This is a genomic window from Devosia yakushimensis, from assembly GCF_030159855.1.
GTDB lineage: Bacteria > Pseudomonadota > Alphaproteobacteria > Rhizobiales > Devosiaceae > Devosia > Devosia yakushimensis.
On record NZ_BSNG01000001.1, the window covers coordinates 720,375 to 735,529 of the forward strand.

Annotated in this window: 15 protein-coding genes; 4 read left to right on the forward strand and 11 right to left on the reverse strand. The window is 63.3% G+C overall.

Translation table 11 applies throughout. From position 1 onward, the window contains the following. Nucleotide 1: 1 nt before the first annotated feature. The 3 genes from pstC to QQL79_RS03445 form a co-directional block, all read right to left on the reverse strand. Nucleotides 2-1,378, reverse strand: a complete 1,377-nt coding sequence (gene pstC / locus QQL79_RS03435) for a phosphate ABC transporter permease subunit PstC (protein ID WP_284387930.1) — start codon at nt 1,376-1,378, stop codon at nt 2-4. A gap of 62 nt (nt 1,379-1,440) precedes the next feature. Further along, nucleotides 1,441-2,457: a substrate-binding domain-containing protein gene (locus QQL79_RS03440; protein WP_284387932.1), complete on the reverse strand. Its 1,017-nt coding sequence runs from the start codon at nt 2,455-2,457 to the stop codon at nt 1,441-1,443. Between the two features lie 335 nt (nt 2,458-2,792). Continuing rightward, nucleotides 2,793-3,548: an IclR family transcriptional regulator domain-containing protein gene (locus QQL79_RS03445; RefSeq protein ID WP_284387934.1), complete on the reverse strand. Its 756-nt coding sequence runs from the start codon at nt 3,546-3,548 to the stop codon at nt 2,793-2,795. Between the two features lie 342 nt (nt 3,549-3,890). On the opposite strand from QQL79_RS03445, the gene QQL79_RS03450 reads away from it, so the two are divergent. The 4 genes from QQL79_RS03450 to QQL79_RS03465 all read left to right on the forward strand — a co-directional run bounded on the left by QQL79_RS03450 (nt 3,891) and on the right by QQL79_RS03465 (nt 7,822). Next, entirely contained in the window at nt 3,891-4,436 is a 546-nt protein-coding gene (locus tag QQL79_RS03450) for a c-type cytochrome (RefSeq protein ID WP_284387936.1), read from the forward strand. Nucleotides 4,437-4,533: 97 nt separating this feature from the next. Further along, nucleotides 4,534-6,291, forward strand: coding sequence for a pyrroloquinoline quinone-dependent dehydrogenase (locus QQL79_RS03455; RefSeq protein WP_284387937.1), 1,758 nt, complete (start codon nt 4,534-4,536; stop codon nt 6,289-6,291). Nucleotides 6,292-6,365: 74 nt separating this feature from the next. Continuing rightward, nucleotides 6,366-7,217 (forward strand): substrate-binding periplasmic protein, encoded by an 852-nt coding sequence (locus QQL79_RS03460; RefSeq protein ID WP_284387939.1) that lies wholly within the window; start codon nt 6,366-6,368, stop codon nt 7,215-7,217. Then, entirely contained in the window at nt 7,214-7,822 is a 609-nt protein-coding gene (locus QQL79_RS03465) for a site-2 protease family protein (RefSeq protein WP_284387941.1), read from the forward strand. Before QQL79_RS03460 ends, QQL79_RS03465 begins: the two co-directional genes overlap by 4 nt. Here QQL79_RS03465 and QQL79_RS03470 read toward each other — a convergent pair. The 8 genes from QQL79_RS03470 to QQL79_RS03505 all read right to left on the reverse strand — a co-directional run bounded on the left by QQL79_RS03470 (nt 7,819) and on the right by QQL79_RS03505 (nt 15,152). After that, nucleotides 7,819-8,682, reverse strand: a complete 864-nt coding sequence (locus QQL79_RS03470; protein WP_284387943.1) for a substrate-binding periplasmic protein — start codon at nt 8,680-8,682, stop codon at nt 7,819-7,821. The genes QQL79_RS03465 and QQL79_RS03470 overlap by 4 nt on opposite strands. A 4-nt stretch (nt 8,683-8,686) precedes the next feature. Beyond that, nucleotides 8,687-9,487, reverse strand: a complete 801-nt coding sequence (locus QQL79_RS03475) for an ABC transporter permease (RefSeq protein ID WP_284387945.1) — start codon at nt 9,485-9,487, stop codon at nt 8,687-8,689. A 127-nt stretch (nt 9,488-9,614) separates the two neighbouring features. Continuing rightward, entirely contained in the window at nt 9,615-10,481 is an 867-nt protein-coding gene (locus QQL79_RS03480) for an ABC transporter ATP-binding protein (protein WP_284387947.1), read from the reverse strand. After that, nucleotides 10,478-11,491 (reverse strand): ABC transporter substrate-binding protein, encoded by a 1,014-nt coding sequence (locus tag QQL79_RS03485; protein ID WP_284387949.1) that lies wholly within the window; start codon nt 11,489-11,491, stop codon nt 10,478-10,480. Before QQL79_RS03485 ends, QQL79_RS03480 begins: the two co-directional genes overlap by 4 nt. A gap of 31 nt (nt 11,492-11,522) precedes the next feature. After that, nucleotides 11,523-12,275, reverse strand: a complete 753-nt coding sequence (locus QQL79_RS03490) for an ABC transporter permease (protein WP_284387951.1) — start codon at nt 12,273-12,275, stop codon at nt 11,523-11,525. Further along, nucleotides 12,272-13,270 carry an ATP-binding cassette domain-containing protein gene (locus QQL79_RS03495; RefSeq protein WP_284387953.1) on the reverse strand — a complete coding sequence of 333 codons (999 nt, stop codon included), beginning with the start codon at nt 13,268-13,270 and terminating at the stop codon, nt 12,272-12,274. Before QQL79_RS03495 ends, QQL79_RS03490 begins: the two co-directional genes overlap by 4 nt. Continuing rightward, nucleotides 13,267-14,091: a DUF58 domain-containing protein gene (locus QQL79_RS03500; protein WP_284387955.1), complete on the reverse strand. Its 825-nt coding sequence runs from the start codon at nt 14,089-14,091 to the stop codon at nt 13,267-13,269. Before QQL79_RS03500 ends, QQL79_RS03495 begins: the two co-directional genes overlap by 4 nt. Nucleotides 14,092-14,138: 47 nt before the next feature. Next, nucleotides 14,139-15,152, reverse strand: a complete 1,014-nt coding sequence (locus tag QQL79_RS03505) for an AAA family ATPase (RefSeq protein ID WP_284387956.1) — start codon at nt 15,150-15,152, stop codon at nt 14,139-14,141. Nucleotides 15,153-15,155: the final 3 nt, after the last annotated feature.

The window sequence follows — 15,155 nt, forward strand, 5'->3', positions numbered from 1 at the left end:
ATTATTCGTATTGCTCCCGGAAGCGACGGACGATGAACAGTGCGAAGATATTGAGGCAGAGGGTGATGACGAAGAGCGTCAGGCCCAGGGCAAAGCCGACCAGCGACTGGGGACCGGCGAAGTCGGTATCGCCGGTGAGCTGGTTGACGATGGAAACGGTGATGGTGGCCACCGGCTCGAAGGGATTGCCGCGCAGGACGGGGCTATTGCCGGCGGCAAGCACCACGATCATGGTTTCGCCCACGGCGCGGCTGACGGCCAGCAGGAAGGCGCCGACAATGCCGGGAAGGGCGGCGGGCAGCAGCACATTGCGGATGGTTTCGGACTGCGTGGCACCCAGGCCATAGGCGCCGTCACGCAGGCTGCGCGGCACCTGATTGAGAATGTCGTCGGAGAGCGAGGACACGAAGGGGATGATCATGATGCCCATGACGACGCCCGCGGTCAGCGCGCTGGTGGCACTGATGGACAGGCCGATGAAATTGCCGATGTCGCGCAGGAAGGGGCCAACGGTGACCAGGGCGAAGAAGCCGAAGACGATGGTGGGGATGCCCGCCAGGATTTCGATGATCGGCTTGGCGATGGCGCGCAGCTGGCGGGGGGCATATTGGCTGAGATAGATCGCTGCCATCAGGCCCACGGGCACGGCCACCAGCATGGCGATGAAGGTGATCATCAGCGTGCCGACCAGCAGCGGCAGCAGGCCATAGCTGCCCCAATTGCCGGCGGTTCCGGCATTGTTGGGGTTCCAGACCGTGCCGAAGAAGAAATCGAGCGGGTTGATGAAGGTGAAGAAGCGCGCGGCCTCCGTCACCAGCGAGGCGACGATGCCCACCGTGGTCAGGATGGCGACGGCCGAGCAGGCGAGCAGCGCCAGGTTGATGACGCGTTCGACCGCATTGCGGGCACGGTGGCGGGCGGTGACGCGGCTGCGGGCATAGAACAGCGCCGCGGCGCCGGCTATCGCAGCGGCGGCAATGACGACGAGGAAGGTGATGAACTGGAACGAGCGCAGGGCATCGCCGGCAGTTTGCTCATAGGGCAGGATCTCGCCAGCCACGCCATAGCCGGAGGCCAGGGCCTTGATGCGCGCGATGGTGGCATTGAGGCCGACCTGATCGAGCGACTGCACGGTCTCGGTGGGGATCTGCGAAACGATGAAATTGTGGGTGATGCCATCGCCCAGCCAGCCCCAGAGGCCGATGATGACGAGGGCGGGCACCAGCGTCCAGATGGCGACGTAGGAGCCGTGATATTGCGGGCGGGAGTGAACTTTGACGCCGTTCGCGGTGGCAAGACCGCGGCCGCGCGACCAGCCTGACTGATAGGCCAGACCAAGCAGAACCAGCAGCAGGCCGGCAATGATCAGGGAATTCATTCGCTAAGCGCCCCAGGTGGAAAAGGAGAAGGACCGCGCCCGAGGGCGCGGTCCGGATTGGCTTATTGTGCGCCGGCTTCGAAAGCGGCAAGCACTTCAGCGGTCTTTTCTTCCGGCTGGGGGATCAGGCCAGCAGCTTCAAGCGAGCCGCCAGCAGCCGATTCGGAGAGGAAGAACTGCACGTATTCTTCGATGCCGGGGATGGTGCCGATGTGCTGGCCCTTGACGTAGAAGAACAGCGGGCGGGAAACCGGGTATTCGCCAGCGGCGACGGTTTCGTTCGAAGGGGTGATGCCGTTAACGGTCGCGACCTTCAGGGTGTCCTTGTTCTGATCGTAGAAGCTGAGGCCGAACACGCCAACAGTGTTGGGGTTGGACGTCAGGCGAGCCAGGGTCTCGGTGTAGTCGCCCGAGATTTCCACAACCACGTCCTGACGGAACGTGGTGAGGGCTGCGGTGTGTTCTTCTTCGGTCAGGCCTTCGGGAAGACCAGCTTCTTCGGCGCCAGCGTCGACGACTTCGAGCTGGAACACTTCACGGGTGCCGTGATTGGTGCCCGGGATGGCCAGGGCGATCGGCTGATCGGGGAGCGAAGCGTCGATTTCCGACCACTTGGTGTAGGGATTGTCGACCAGAGCGCCGTCAACCGGCACCTTGGCAGCGATGGCCTTGTAGACCTGGACGGGGGTGAGAGCGAAATCGGGGCCCGAAGCGGCCGAGGCGAAGACGATGCCGTCATAGCCGAACTGGATTTCACGGATGTCGGTCACGCCAGCGGCGGTGCAAGCTTCGCGCTCGCTGTCCTTGATCTCGCGGCTGGCATTGGCGATGTCGATGGTGTTGTCACCAACGCCTTCACAGAACTGCTTGAGACCGCCGCCGGTGCCGCCCGAGCCAACCACAGGGGTCTTGAATTCGGGGAAAGCCGCGCCGAATTCCTCGGCCACGATCGAGGCGAAGGGCAGAACGGTGGACGAGCCGGCGATCTGGATGGTGTCGCGCGACTGGGCGAAGGCGGCGGTGGTGCCAAACGCGGCAAGCGCGATGACTGCAGCACTGGCGTAAAGTGCGGTTTTCATGGGGATTTCCCTTTTACGAAGTCGATTTCAAAACCTGGCTGGCCGATCCGGCATTTGCCGACGCCGCCCTCTGACGCCGCCGACCATATGAGGGGCGTGCAACAGTTTTATTGCGGTTCAATGACTGGTTTATGACAGTGCAAGTATCTGAAAAATATGAAGTTCACAGATTCAATCACCGTCAGGAGGGGGTTGTGTGACGGTGTTTTGTGACGGAAGGTGAGTGAGTCCGTCAGGCGATGGATAGCGCCAGCGAAAACCATCCTAGGGGGGATTTGTGACAGTCTGAGTACCGTTTTGGGGGCTGTGGATTGCCGAGGGGGCGGCCGCACAGCCTACCGCAACAACGGTCGCACCTCCGCCTGCACCTTGCGCATGAGCGGCAGGAAATTGGCGATCATGTGGGAGGTGGAGGCGCGGGCTGTCTGGGCGCCGATATTGAGGGCGGCAACCGTATGGCCCTGGGCATTGAAGATCGGCACGGCGATGGAGCAGAGGCCCAGTTCGAGTTCCTCGTCGATCACGGCGAAACCCTGCGCCGCAACGACCGCAAGTTCGGTGGTGATGGTGGCAAGATCGGCCTTGGTCTTGGCGGTATAGGCGATCAGCTCGGACTGATCGAGCACGGACTTGGCCTTGGCCGGCGACAAGGCGCTCAGCAGCACCCGGCCCATGGAGGTGCAATAGGCGGGCAGGCGCGCGCCGGGGGCCAGATTGATCGACATGACGCGGCGGATCGAGGCGCGGGCGATGTAGAGGATGTCGGTGCCTTCCAGCATGGCGGCGGAGGTGCTTTCGCCGGTGGCGGCGGTGAGTTCTTCGAGGAAAGGCTGGATGAGGCGGGGCAGGGGGGTGGCCGCCAGATAGGAATGGCCCAGATTGAGCACGCGCGGCGTCAGGCGGAAGAATTTGCCATCATAGCTGGCATAGCCCAGGCTGGTGAGGGTCAGCAGGCACCGGCGCGCGGTGGCGCGTTCAAGGCCGGTGCGATTGGCGACATCGGTGATCGATTGGCTGGCATGTTCTTCGTCGAAACATTCGATGACAGCGAGTCCCTTGACCAGACCGTTGATGATGTCGCCTTCGCGCATGCCGTTTTCCCTTGTTCGGTAAGCGAACAAATAGCGCATTGCGCATTCGGGGTCACGGCGCCGTCGAGATCTGGGGCGGTCCGTAGGTGGATTCCCGCCAACACCTTGATTCTCGTATGGTAGTTGGCCCGAAGGCGAGCGCTGGACAGGTGCGGCCTGAGCGGCATATGCGACTAATTGCCTAGAAGGTGGTGTGGAGAAAATTCAATGCTGTGATGACTTTACCCTCTTGCGGCAGAGTGCCGCACGGGTCTACGGTGCTTCAAAGATGGCAACAAAAATGCGGGGCCTAACCCGCAAGACGAAGCTTTTGCTTCGCGCCGCACCTAATGAGGAAAAGTCTTGAAAGCCAATTCATTCTATCTTGCCGCCGCCCTGGCGCTGTCGGCTATTGCCCTGCCTGCCTATGCTCAGCACTCCATGACGCCGGAACAGAAGGCCGAGGCCGCTGCCAAAAAGGCCGAAGCCGAAGCGGCTGCTGCCGCGGCAGCAGCGCCTGCCGAACCTGTCGCCAGCGGCGATGTCGACACCAGCGAGCGCACCATCTGGGATGGCGTGTTCACGGCGGCGCAGGCTGAGGCTGGTAAAGCCCTTTACACTACCAATTGCCAGACCTGCCATGGCGCGACCGGACGCGGGGGCCCTGGAGGCCCGGCGATCACGGGCGCATTCTTCAACAAGAACTGGGTCGATAGCTCGGTGCTGGATTTCTACACTTTCGCCCACACCCAGATGCCGCCCGGCAAGGCCGGCACGATCGGCAATGAGCAGGACTACGTCAATATCGTCGCCTATGTGCTGGAAATGCACGGCGCCGATCCTGGCGCGAGCGAGATGGTCTATAACGAAGACCAATTGGGCAATATTTTCATCGTCAAAAAGCCCTGAGGGGGGCTGGGGGACAAGCGGATGCATATTGATGGGTCATAATAACGCCGGGGACTGAACCCCGGGCGAATACAAGCTTCAATTTAGGGAAGAGATCATGAAGTCGAAAATTTCTGTTCTCCTGGCATCCGTGGCGGTGCTGGGGCTAGCAAGTCACGCCTATGGCCAGGTGGATATCAGTGCTCTGGCGCCAGTGACCGACGAGGTTCTGGCCAATCCGGAACCGGGCGATTGGCCCTCTTACGGGCGCACGATCGAGAACTACCGCTATAGCCCGCTCGATCAAATTACCAAGGACAATGTCGGCCAGCTGACGCTGGTTTGGGCCCGCGCCATGGAGCCGGGCAATATGGAAGCGGCGCCGATCGAATATCAGGGCGTGCTGTTCACCGGCAATCCGGGCGATGTGGTGCAGGCCATCGATGCGGCTACGGGGCAGCTGATCTGGGAATATCGCCGCACGCTGCCGGACAAGGCATTGCTCAACACGCTGGGCGAGGCCAAGCGCGGCATCGCGCTTTATGAAGACAAGATCTATATGGCGACCTGGGACAATTTCATTGTCGCGCTCGACGCCAAGACCGGCCAGGTGGCCTGGGAAACCGATCGCGGCGGCGGCACGGACCTGGTTTCCAACACGACCGGCCCGATCGTGGCCAATGGCGTGGTGGTGGCTGGCTCGACCTGCCAATATTCCGAATTCGGCTGCTATGTCACCGGGCATGACGCGGCCACGGGCGAAGAGCTCTGGCGCAACAGCTTCATCCCCAACAAGGGTGAAGAAGGCGACGATACCTGGGGCAATTCCGAATTCGACCAGCGCTGGATGACCGGCGCCTGGGGCCAGATGACCTACGACCCCACGCTCGACCTCGTCTATTACGGCTCGACCGGCGCAGGCCCGGCTTCGGAAACCCAGCGCGGGACCGAGGGCGGCACCATGTTCGGCACCAACACGCGCTTTGCCGTGAAGCCCAAGACCGGCGAAATCGTCTGGCGTCACCAGGTTCTGCCGCGCGACAACTGGGACCAGGAATGCACCTATGAAATGGTGCCGGTGGATATCGATGTCGGGCCGAGTGCCGACATGGATGGCCTGCTCGCCATCGGCCAGAATGCCAGCGGCACCAAGCGCGTGCTGACCGGCGTGCCCTGCAAGACCGGTATCCTGTGGCAGTTCGACGCCGAAACGGGTGACTTCATCTATGCCCGTTCGACGGTCGAACAGAACCTGATTTCGTCGGTGGACGATACGGGCCTGGTCACGGTCAACGAAGCGGCGATGCCGCTGGTGCCCGATGTTGCGGTGCATATGTGCCCGACCTTCCTGGGTGGCCGCGACTGGTCGCCGACGGCGTTCAACCCGGACAGCAAGGTCATGTTCGTGCCGCTGACCAATATGTGCGGCGATCTGACCGCGCTGGACCAGGAGCCGACGGGCCTGGACGTCTACAACACCGAAATGGCCTACAAGATGCCGGAAGGCGTGACCGATGCAGGCCGTATCGATGCCATCGACGTGGTCACTGGCAAGACGGTGTGGAGCTATACCCAGCAGATGCCGCAATATTCGCCCATCGTGGCGACGGCTGGCGGGCTGATCTTCACCGGCGGGGCCGATCGCAAGCTCAAGGCTATCGATCAGGAAACGGGCGAACTGGTGTGGAGCACGACCCTGGCGTCGCGCGCCTCCGGCCATCCGATCACCTATGAAGCCAACGGCCGGCAGTTCATTGCCATCCCGGCCGGCGGCCCGGGCTTTGCGACCAACCTGATCACCGCTTCGGGTGCGACGGATGACGCGGTTTCCGGCAGCAACACGCTCTACGTGTTTGCCCTGCCCGAAACCAAGTAAGGCGGACCCGGCATGAATTGGGCCCGGCAGAGTGTCGCTCTGCCGGGCCTATCCGTTTGAAGAGGGGATTGTCGATGAAGCGGTATCTGGCGCTATTGCTGGGGGCAGTGCTGGCGCTGCTATGCACCGGAGCGGCGCAGGCACAGCGCACATTCGATATCGTGCCGCGCGATCTCTACACCGACCAGCTGCGCCAGAACGGCAATAGCATTACCTTCTGCTACAATCCCGATGGCATGGCGGGGGCATTCGAAAAGGAACTGGCCGAGACGATCGGCTCGGTATTGCTGGTGGATGTCGAGCTTTACCCCATCAACAATCCGCAGGTCCGCACCCATCCACTGGACTATCGCTTGCCCTATATTCCCGAGCAGATTTTCGTGCTGCTGGCGGAAAATTGCGACGCCATGCTGGGCTATGTGCTGTCGCGCAATGCGCCGGACTGGGTGCTGCTGACGCGGCCCTATCTGTCCACCGGCAATGTGCTGGTGACGCGCAATGCGGAGCTGAAATCGCTGGCCGACCTGCCGCTCGACCAGGCCATTGGCAGCCGGAGCCTTTCGTTGTCGGACAACCGCCTCCTCAGCTATCTACGGGCATTGCCAGCGGACAAGAGATGGGTGCGCCAGCCGTTCTATGACAATCAAAAAGTGCTGGACCGGCTGAACGATGGCCGCGTGGGAGCGGCGGTGATCTGGGAGCCGGCGCTGTATTTTGCCACGGCGGGCGATCCGGAGGCGGCCGGGTATCATCTGCTGCCGCTGGCATTCCCCGACCGGCGCACCGATATCGGCATCGTGACGCGCTCGAACAATACTTATCTCAACGGCATTCTCGGCGAAGCCATCGGTGAATTGATCAGCGATGGCACGCTGGCCGAAATGGTCGATCGCTATCACCTGGGGCCAACGAGCGTGCCGCAATGAGCTTTGATCTGTCGCTGCAGCAGATCATCATGCGGGTTCTGGCCATGCTGGTGGTCACGGGCCAGCATGGTTTTGCGCTGGCCGGGATTGCCGGGCTGCTGGGCGACAAGGGGCCGCGCTATGATGGGCGGCTGACGGGTAATCCATTCACGCATCTCGATTTGTTCGGACTGCTGGCAGCGGTCGCGAGCCTTTGTGGCTGGATCAGGCCGATGCGGATCGATGCCGCCGAACTGCGACAGGGGCGGTTGGGGCTGGTGATCTGCGTGGTGGCGAGCCTGGCCGTGGTCGTGGCGGTGGGAGTGTTGTTGCTGCAACTCAAGCCAGTGGCGATTGCGCTGGCGCCGGCGGCAGCGTCCAACCAGATCACGGCGTGGTTGCAGATTTTGGCCGAGATGAGTGTGGTGTTTGCGGTGATTAACCTCGTGCCGCTGCCGCCGTTTACGGGCGGGCATATTCTGGCGGCTGTGGCGCCACGGCTATGGGCATTGGTCGAGCCGCGGGTCACCATCATCGCCATTGCGCTGGTGGTGCTGGCGGCGATCGATCGGGGTGCGGTGGTTGGGGGTGTGCTGCGGCCGTTGGTAAGGGCGCTGACGAGCTAGTTCAGTACTGGTGCCGACTCCGGACCACCACCCAGCACACCCTTGATATCGGCAATGTCATACTTCTCCTTGAGCCGTGCAATCGTCCCATCGGCCTCAAGCGCCTGCAGCGCCGAGGCTATCCGCCGCTTGAGGGTCAGATCGCCCTTCCACAGGCCAATGCCGATCGGGTAGCGCTCGCCATTGCCATCCACCCAAGCGACCGGCCAGTCCTGCTCACCCGCAATCTGGCGGGCGGTGAGGGCTTCGGTTACCCCGGCGTCGAACTCGCCCGAGAGCAGGCCGGCCGATAGGTCTGCAGCCGAGGCGACGATGCGGGGGCGGATGCCGGCGGCGCGCAGGTAGCGGCTGAGGGCGACGCGGTCGAGGCCGGTGAGGCCCGCATAGAAGCCCACTTTTTTGCCTTCGAGGCTGTCGAGCGGCGTGGGCGAGACGGCGGCCCAGCCGGTCGAGAGATAGGGCTCGGTGGCGTCGAGATAGGAGAGGACCGGGCGGGTCAGTGCGATGCCGCCGGCCAGCAATTGGCATTGCGCTCGCGTGACCCGCCAGCTGCGCGGGTTGAAATCATTGGCCATCGAGCTATTGGGCACGACTGCGAGGGTGACGCCCAGTTGCTGCGCCACGGCGGCCAGCAATTCCCGGTCGAAGCCGGGGCGTTCGGGATCTTTGGTCACCAGCGGCGGGTAGAGATCGGGCATGCAGACGCTGAGGCGGCCGGAGCGTTCCAGCTCGGACAGGGCGCTGTCGGAGGGCAGCAGATAGACCGCCCCGAGCAGGCCGAAGATGACGATGAGCGTACCGATATCGCCGACCCAGCGGGGGCGCGGCTTTTTGCCTTTTTGCTCACGGGCACCGGTCATGGCCTCACGCCTTCTGGAAGTCGTAGAGGGCCCAGGCGAAAAAGCCTATGGCCATGGCGAGCAGCAGCAGCGGGCCCACATTGGGGTCGAACTGGTTGAAGCGGATGAAATTGCCGCGCAGGGCATCGACCGCGTAGGTGATGGGGTTCCACTCGACGAGGGTGACCAACCATTGCGGGTAGACCACCAGGGTCTGGGCGCGGGTGAGGGCGGGGTCGAGCGGGAAGACCGAGCTGGAAGTGAAATAGAGCGGCAGGATGACGGCGTTGGAGAAGACGCCGAAACCCTCAAAGCTGCGGATGCGGTTGGCAATGACGACGCCGAAGGCGGTGAGGCCGAAGGCGAGGAGGAACATCAGCACCAGGCCGCGCGCCAATTGCTCGAAGGTGAAATTGACGTCGGCAAAACGGGCGAGCACCAGCACCAGGCACCCGTGGAACACGGCAATGGTGGTGCCGCCCAGGATTTTGCCGAGCAGGGCCGCCCAGCGGGGGAGTGGAGACACCAGCACTTCGCGCAGGAAGCCGAATTCGCGATCCCAGATCACCGACACGGCCGATTGCACGGACGTGTACATGATGTTGAGGACGACGATGGCCGGGAAAATGAACTGGATATAGGTATAGGGAATGGCGAAACGGACTTCGCCGAACACCTCGCCACGGAAATAGGGATTGAGCCCGATGCCCATGATGAGCACCCACATCAGGGGCCGGCTGACGCCGCCGATCAATTGGCCACGATCGCGCAGCGCGCGCTTCACCTCGCGCAACCAGATCGCGTAAATTCCTCCCAGCAGTCCCAAGGCTTCCTCCTAAAGTCCCGCGCCTAGAGCCTTATGCGATTTGAGAAGGTCAAATCGCCGGCTCTAGATTCCCTGTTGCCGCAAGGCTATTTGCGAAAAGCCGGTTCCCACCTTTTCGCGCCTTGCTTCAGATATTTGCTCCCAGGTCGCGGCCATAAAAATCGGATTGCGGGTCGGTCAGGACGAGCGTCCTGATCCGGTCCCATAAATAGCTGCGCAGCTCGATAAAACGGGGTTCGGCCCGTACGTCATAGGTCCAGCGGGGGCGTTCGAGCCCCACATCGATGACTTCCAGCACCCGGCCGGGCCGGGGTCCCATGAGGACGATCTGGTCGGACAGCAGAATGGCTTCGTCGACGCTGTGGGTGACGAAGAGGGCCACCGATTTGCGCACGGTCCAGAGGCGCATGAGCTCGATCTGCATCAGCTCGCGGGTCTGGGCGTCGATGCTGGCAAAGGGTTCGTCGAGCAACAGGATATCGGGCTCGGACGCGAGGGCACGGGCGAGGGCAACGCGCTGCTTCATGCCGCCGGAGAGCTCGCTGGGATAGGCATCGGCGAAGCGCTGCAGGCCCACCAGCTCGATATAGCGCTCGGCGCGGGCGCGGCGCTCGGACCGATCGGGGATTGTCTCGACCAGGGCGAATTCGACATTGCCGCGCACACTCGACCAGGGAATGAGGCGGAAGGACTGGAAAACGAAGCCCATTTCGGGGCCCGGCGCGGGCGTGCGCCCGGAAACGGTGACCGAGCCGGTATCGGGCGCGATGAGGCCGTTGACCATGCGCAAAATCGTGGTCTTGCCGCAGCCGGAAGGGCCGAGCAGGGAGACGAAGGCGCCATCGCGGACTGTCAGGTCGACATTGTTGAGGGCGAGCGTGCCGCCGCCCTCCTTCTGGTTGCCGAAGGTCTTGGAGACGCCCCGCAGCGTGATGCGCGGCGCGGTGGCCACGCTATCGGCTGACACGGTCTGCTGCGGGACGTCGTCGATCATCGGGTTACATTGTCCATGGTGGTTTCGGGGCCGAGATCGGCAAGGACCGCGTCGAGAATGGAGAAATCGGCCCATTCGGCCAGGCCGACCTTGCGCACATTGGCGAAATCCTCGCCCTCGTAGAGCGAGGTGACGGTGTAGTTGAGCTCGTCCTTGTTGAGGCCGCCATTGACGCTCCAGCTTTTGGCGAAGCTGGCGCCCAGCGTTTCAAGCGTTGCTACGTCGATGTCAGGGCGGGCCTTGTGCATGGCGGCGACCCAGACGGCGGGATCGGCGGCGAAGGCGCGGGAGGCCTTGACCAGGGCGGTGATGACCTTCTTGACGTCTTCGGGGCGCTCGTCGAGCACTTTCTGGGTGACGATGTTCACCTTGCTGACCACGGGAGCGGCTGCGTAATAGGCGTCCTGGTCGATCAGGACATGGAGGCCCGTGGTGTCGGGCATGGCGCTCCAGGTGCCGATGGAAACCGTGGTGGCGTCGACCTGGCCGGCGAGCAGCGCCTGGGCGCGCACATTGGGCTGGCCGAGGGCGACGAAGTCGAGGGTGGAGGTATCGACGTCGGCGGCTTGCAGCACGCGGGTGCTGAGGGATTGGTCGAGGCTGCCCGGACGGCCGATGCCGAAGCTCTTGCCGGCCAGATCGGCGGGGGTGGCAATGGAATCCTTGGCGGCGATCAGGAAGGGCAGGGATTTGTTGGGCGAAACCACGGCGCGCAGATCGGTGGCGCCGCCGGCGACCAGCAATAGCAGGGCATCGGTGCCGATATTGGCCATTTCGCCTTCGCCGGCCTGGATGGCGGCCAGGGCCGATGGGGTCTGCTGCACGCGGACCAGCTCGACCTCGACGCCTTCGCGCTCGAAATAGCCCTCCTGCAGGGCCAGATCCATGACGGAATTGGGCACGAGGGGCGTTTCAAGATCGGTGACGATGAGGCGGAAGGGTTCGGCCTGGGTGGCCAGAGTGGAGAGCAGGAAGGCAGCGGCGAGGCCACTGAGCAATTTGAATGTCATGGGACGCTCCTGAATCGAAAAGTGTTCTTGATCAGACGATTACTTCACTTCGGCGCCAGCGTCCCAGCCGAACCTCGAGAAAGCGGAGGGCTTCGGTGACGATGACCCCGACAAAGGCCAGGGTCAGGACGATGACGAAATATTCGGCCATGCGGAAGGTGTTGCCATAGATGGCGAGCAATCCGCCCAGGCCTTTGACGGCGGTGTAGAGTTCGGCGACGACGGTGTTGATCAGCCCGATCGTGGCGCCGACGCGCAGCCCGACAATGATGAAGGGCACGGCGCCGGGCAGCACGATCTGGGTAAAGATGCGCCGGCGCGTGGCGCCGACCGAGCGGGCCATTTCGACCAGTTCCTGATCGGAATTCAGCGCGCCGGCATAGGTGTTGATCAGGATGGGCATGACGGCGCCCAGGAAAATGATGAGAATTTTGGCTTGGGGGCCGAGGCCGAGAAAGACGATGATCAGCGGAATGAAGGCGACGCGGGGCGTGGCCGAGAGGGCATAGACGAAGATTTCGAGCGTCTTGCCGAGTGGGCGGATGGTGCCCATGAGCAGGCCGAGCGGGATGCCGACGAGAATGGCGACGCCGTAGCCGCCCAGATAGATCGAGAGGCTATCGAACAGGGCCGTGCCCAGCCGGCCTTCGGCGATGAGGCGTTGCGCGGCTTCCAGCGTGGCGAGCGGGGAGGGCACGAGATTGCGCGCGACCATGGTGGAGGCGAGCCACCAGAGGGCAATGAGCGCGGCGAGGAAGAGCAGGCGATAGATGGCGATTTTCATGAGCGGCGACCCCTGCGGGCGGCAGCGCCGCGCTTTTCGTGTTCGTCGGCAGTGCGGTCGCGCAATTCGCGGCCGGTGAGGGTGAGGAAGACGCTTTCGAGGCTGGGCTTGTCGAAGGCGACCTGGCGGATGCGGCTGCCGAATTCGGCTAGAAAGGCGTCGGCAAAGCCGGGGGCGCTGGCGTCGATGATGAGGCTCCCATCCTTGGCGGTTTGCAAGGCGCCGTAGCGGGCGGTCAGCGCGGCGGCGGTTTCGGCATCGCGCGGGATGACGCGGGCGGTTTCCTTGCCGTGCTGGCTCTTGAGGTGGAGGGGCGAGCCATCGGCGATGATCTTGCCATGGTCGATGATCGAGACCTTGTCGCAGTTCTCGACTTCTTCGATGTAATGGGTGGTGACGACGATGGTGAGGTCACGCTGTTTGCGCAATGTATCGAGATAGGCCCAGATTCCGGCGCGCGATTGGGCGTCGAGGCCGACGGTGGGTTCATCGAGAAATAGAATGCGCGGGGAATGGAGCAGGGCGCGGGCGATTTCGAGCCGCCGCTTCATGCCGGAGGAGAAGGTGCGGACCACGGCATGGCGCCAATCTTCCAGCTCGACCAATGCCAGCAATTCGTCGATACCGCGTTTGCGGTCGGCGCTTTTGACATTGTAGACGCGGCCGTGGAAATCGAGATTTTCGTAGGCGGTGAGGCGGTCGTCGAGGCTGGGTTCCTGAAACACGACGCCGATATTCTGGCGGGCCTTGAGGGGCTGCTTCTGAACATTGGTGCCAGCGAGCCAGGCCTGGCCGCCATCGGGCTGGAGGATGGTGCACAGGATATGGATCAGCGTGGTCTTGCCGGCGCCATTGGGGCCGAGCAGGGCGAACATGGTATTGTTTGGCACGGTGAGGCTGACGCTATCGAGCGCCAGCATGCGGCCATAGCGCTTGACGAGATCGGTGACGACGATGGCGTCGGTGGGGGAATGAAGGGTCTCGATATCAGTCACAGCAGAACCCCTGCGGCGCGCAGATCGCGCAGAAAAAACCTGGTTATGTCGGCGGTGGAGGAGAGCGCGAAGAAGCGGCCGCCGCGACTGACCAGGCGCTGGCGCAATTGCGCCTGGAACGCGGCCAGAGCATTGCGATAATCGGCCAGCACGGTTTCGTCGAGCGTGGTTTCGAGTTCATCGCCGGTTTCGTCGTCAATCATCATCACGCTGCCAGTGCCGAGCGCATTGGGAGCGATCTCCTCGGGGGCGGCAACCTGTACGCCGATGACCTCGTGGCCATTGCCCTCGAGGCGGTCGAGGGCGTGGGCAATTGTTTCGTCCCACCAGTCGCTGAGCACCACGACATAGGCCGCCTTGCCCATGTCGCGGGCGGCACGCTCGATGGCCCCGCCGAAATCGGCCCTGCCGCCGGGGGCGAGGTCATTGAACCAGGCAAAAAGCTGTTCGGCGCGGGCGGGGCCCTGCATGGGCTGGGACCATTTGAAGCCGGAAGCGCCGGAAAAGCCAATGCGGACGCGATCGCCCGCGGCCAGGCCGACAAAGCCCATGAGCTGGGCGATTTGCGTGGCGGTGGCGTATTTCTGCGGGCTACCGGCCAGCATGGATTTGCTGCCATCGAGCAGGATATAGACCGGCAATTGCCGGTCGACGAAATATTGCCGGACATAGGATTCGCCCAGGCGCGCCAGTACGCGCGGATCGAGATGGCGGACATCGTCGCCCTGGCGATAGGGGCGGTGCTCGGCAAATTCGATGCCGGCGCCCTTGCTGAGCGAGCGGCGTTCGCCAATGCCGGCCGAGGGCGCAGCACGCGTCATCAGCAGGCGCGCTGTCGAAAGCTGCTCGAGAAGGGCGGGAGAGGGCCTCACAGCACGCCTTTTATGCTGGTGTCGAATAGGCGCTGCAGCAGGGCTTCGAGCGAGACGCCATCGGCATTGCCCTCGAAATTGAGGTGGATGCGGTGGCGCGTGGTGGCCAGCAGCATGGCTTTGACATCCTCGAAGCTGACATTGAAGCGGCCATTGAGCAAAGCATGGGCCTTGGACGCCAGCACCAGGGCCTGGGCGCCGCGCGGGCTGAGGCCGAAGCGCAGATAGCGGCGGACATCGTCAATGGCGTTGGCGCCTGCGGGCTGGGTGGCGATGGCGAAATCGGCAATGGCGCGGCGGACATGTTCGGCAATGGGCACGCTGCGCACCAGCGCCTGGATGGCGATGATATCCTGGTCGGAGAGGCATTGTTCGGCTACGGCTTCATCGGTGCCGGTGGTGCTGTCGAGAATGGCCGAGAGGGTTTCGGAAGTGGGCAGGGGCACGTCGAGCTGGAGCAGGAAGCGGTCGATCTGGGCTTCGGGCAGGATATAGGTTCCGTCCATTTCGAGCGGGTTCTGCGTGGCGAGGACGAAGAAGGGCTCGGGCAGGGGCATGCTGGTGCCCGCAGCGCTGACGGTGCGCTCCTGCATGGCTTCGAGCAGGGCCGATTGGGTGCGGGGGGTGGCGCGGTTGATTTCGTCGGCCAGCAGGAGCTGGGTGAATATGGGGCCGCGTTGGAATTCGAGGTGGTTGCGGCCATCCGTATCGGGCACCAGGACCATGGAGCCGGTAATGTCGGCCGGCATCAGATCGGGCGTGAACTGCACGCGGGCGAAGGAAAGCCCGGTGGCGGTGGCCAGGGTGCGGACCAGCAGCGTCTTGCCGACGCCGGGCGGGCCTTGCAGCAACACATGGCCGCCCGCGATCAGGCCGATCAGCAGATCCTCGATGATATCCTGCTGGCCCAGGACCACGCGGCCGATTTCCGCGCGGGCGCGGATCAGGGTTTCCAGCAGGCGGGTGAGTTCGGCGTCGGCCTGTTGGGCATTGGCAGCGGTTGCGGACATGGG

Bases quoted from the DNA above. Each gene is read 5' to 3' on its own strand.
- pstC (WP_284387930.1), bottom strand. From the start codon at position 1,378: ATGAATTCCCTGATCATTGCCGGCCTGCTGCTGGTTCTGCTTGGTCTG.
- QQL79_RS03440 (WP_284387932.1), bottom strand. From the start codon at position 2,457: ATGAAAACCGCACTTTACGCCAGTGCTGCAGTCATCGCGCTTGCCGCG.
- QQL79_RS03445 (WP_284387934.1), bottom strand. From the start codon at position 3,548: ATGCGCGAAGGCGACATCATCAACGGTCTGGTCAAGGGACTCGCTGTC.
- QQL79_RS03455 (WP_284387937.1), top strand. From the start codon at position 4,534: ATGAAGTCGAAAATTTCTGTTCTCCTGGCATCCGTGGCGGTGCTGGGG.
- QQL79_RS03460 (WP_284387939.1), top strand. From the start codon at position 6,366: ATGAAGCGGTATCTGGCGCTATTGCTGGGGGCAGTGCTGGCGCTGCTA.
- QQL79_RS03465 (WP_284387941.1), top strand. From the start codon at position 7,214: ATGAGCTTTGATCTGTCGCTGCAGCAGATCATCATGCGGGTTCTGGCC.
- QQL79_RS03470 (WP_284387943.1), bottom strand. From the start codon at position 8,682: ATGACCGGTGCCCGTGAGCAAAAAGGCAAAAAGCCGCGCCCCCGCTGG.
- QQL79_RS03480 (WP_284387947.1), bottom strand. From the start codon at position 10,481: ATGATCGACGACGTCCCGCAGCAGACCGTGTCAGCCGATAGCGTGGCC.
- QQL79_RS03485 (WP_284387949.1), bottom strand. From the start codon at position 11,491: ATGACATTCAAATTGCTCAGTGGCCTCGCCGCTGCCTTCCTGCTCTCC.
- QQL79_RS03490 (WP_284387951.1), bottom strand. From the start codon at position 12,275: ATGAAAATCGCCATCTATCGCCTGCTCTTCCTCGCCGCGCTCATTGCC.
- QQL79_RS03500 (WP_284387955.1), bottom strand. From the start codon at position 14,091: ATGACGCGTGCTGCGCCCTCGGCCGGCATTGGCGAACGCCGCTCGCTC.
- QQL79_RS03505 (WP_284387956.1), bottom strand. From the start codon at position 15,152: ATGTCCGCAACCGCTGCCAATGCCCAACAGGCCGACGCCGAACTCACC.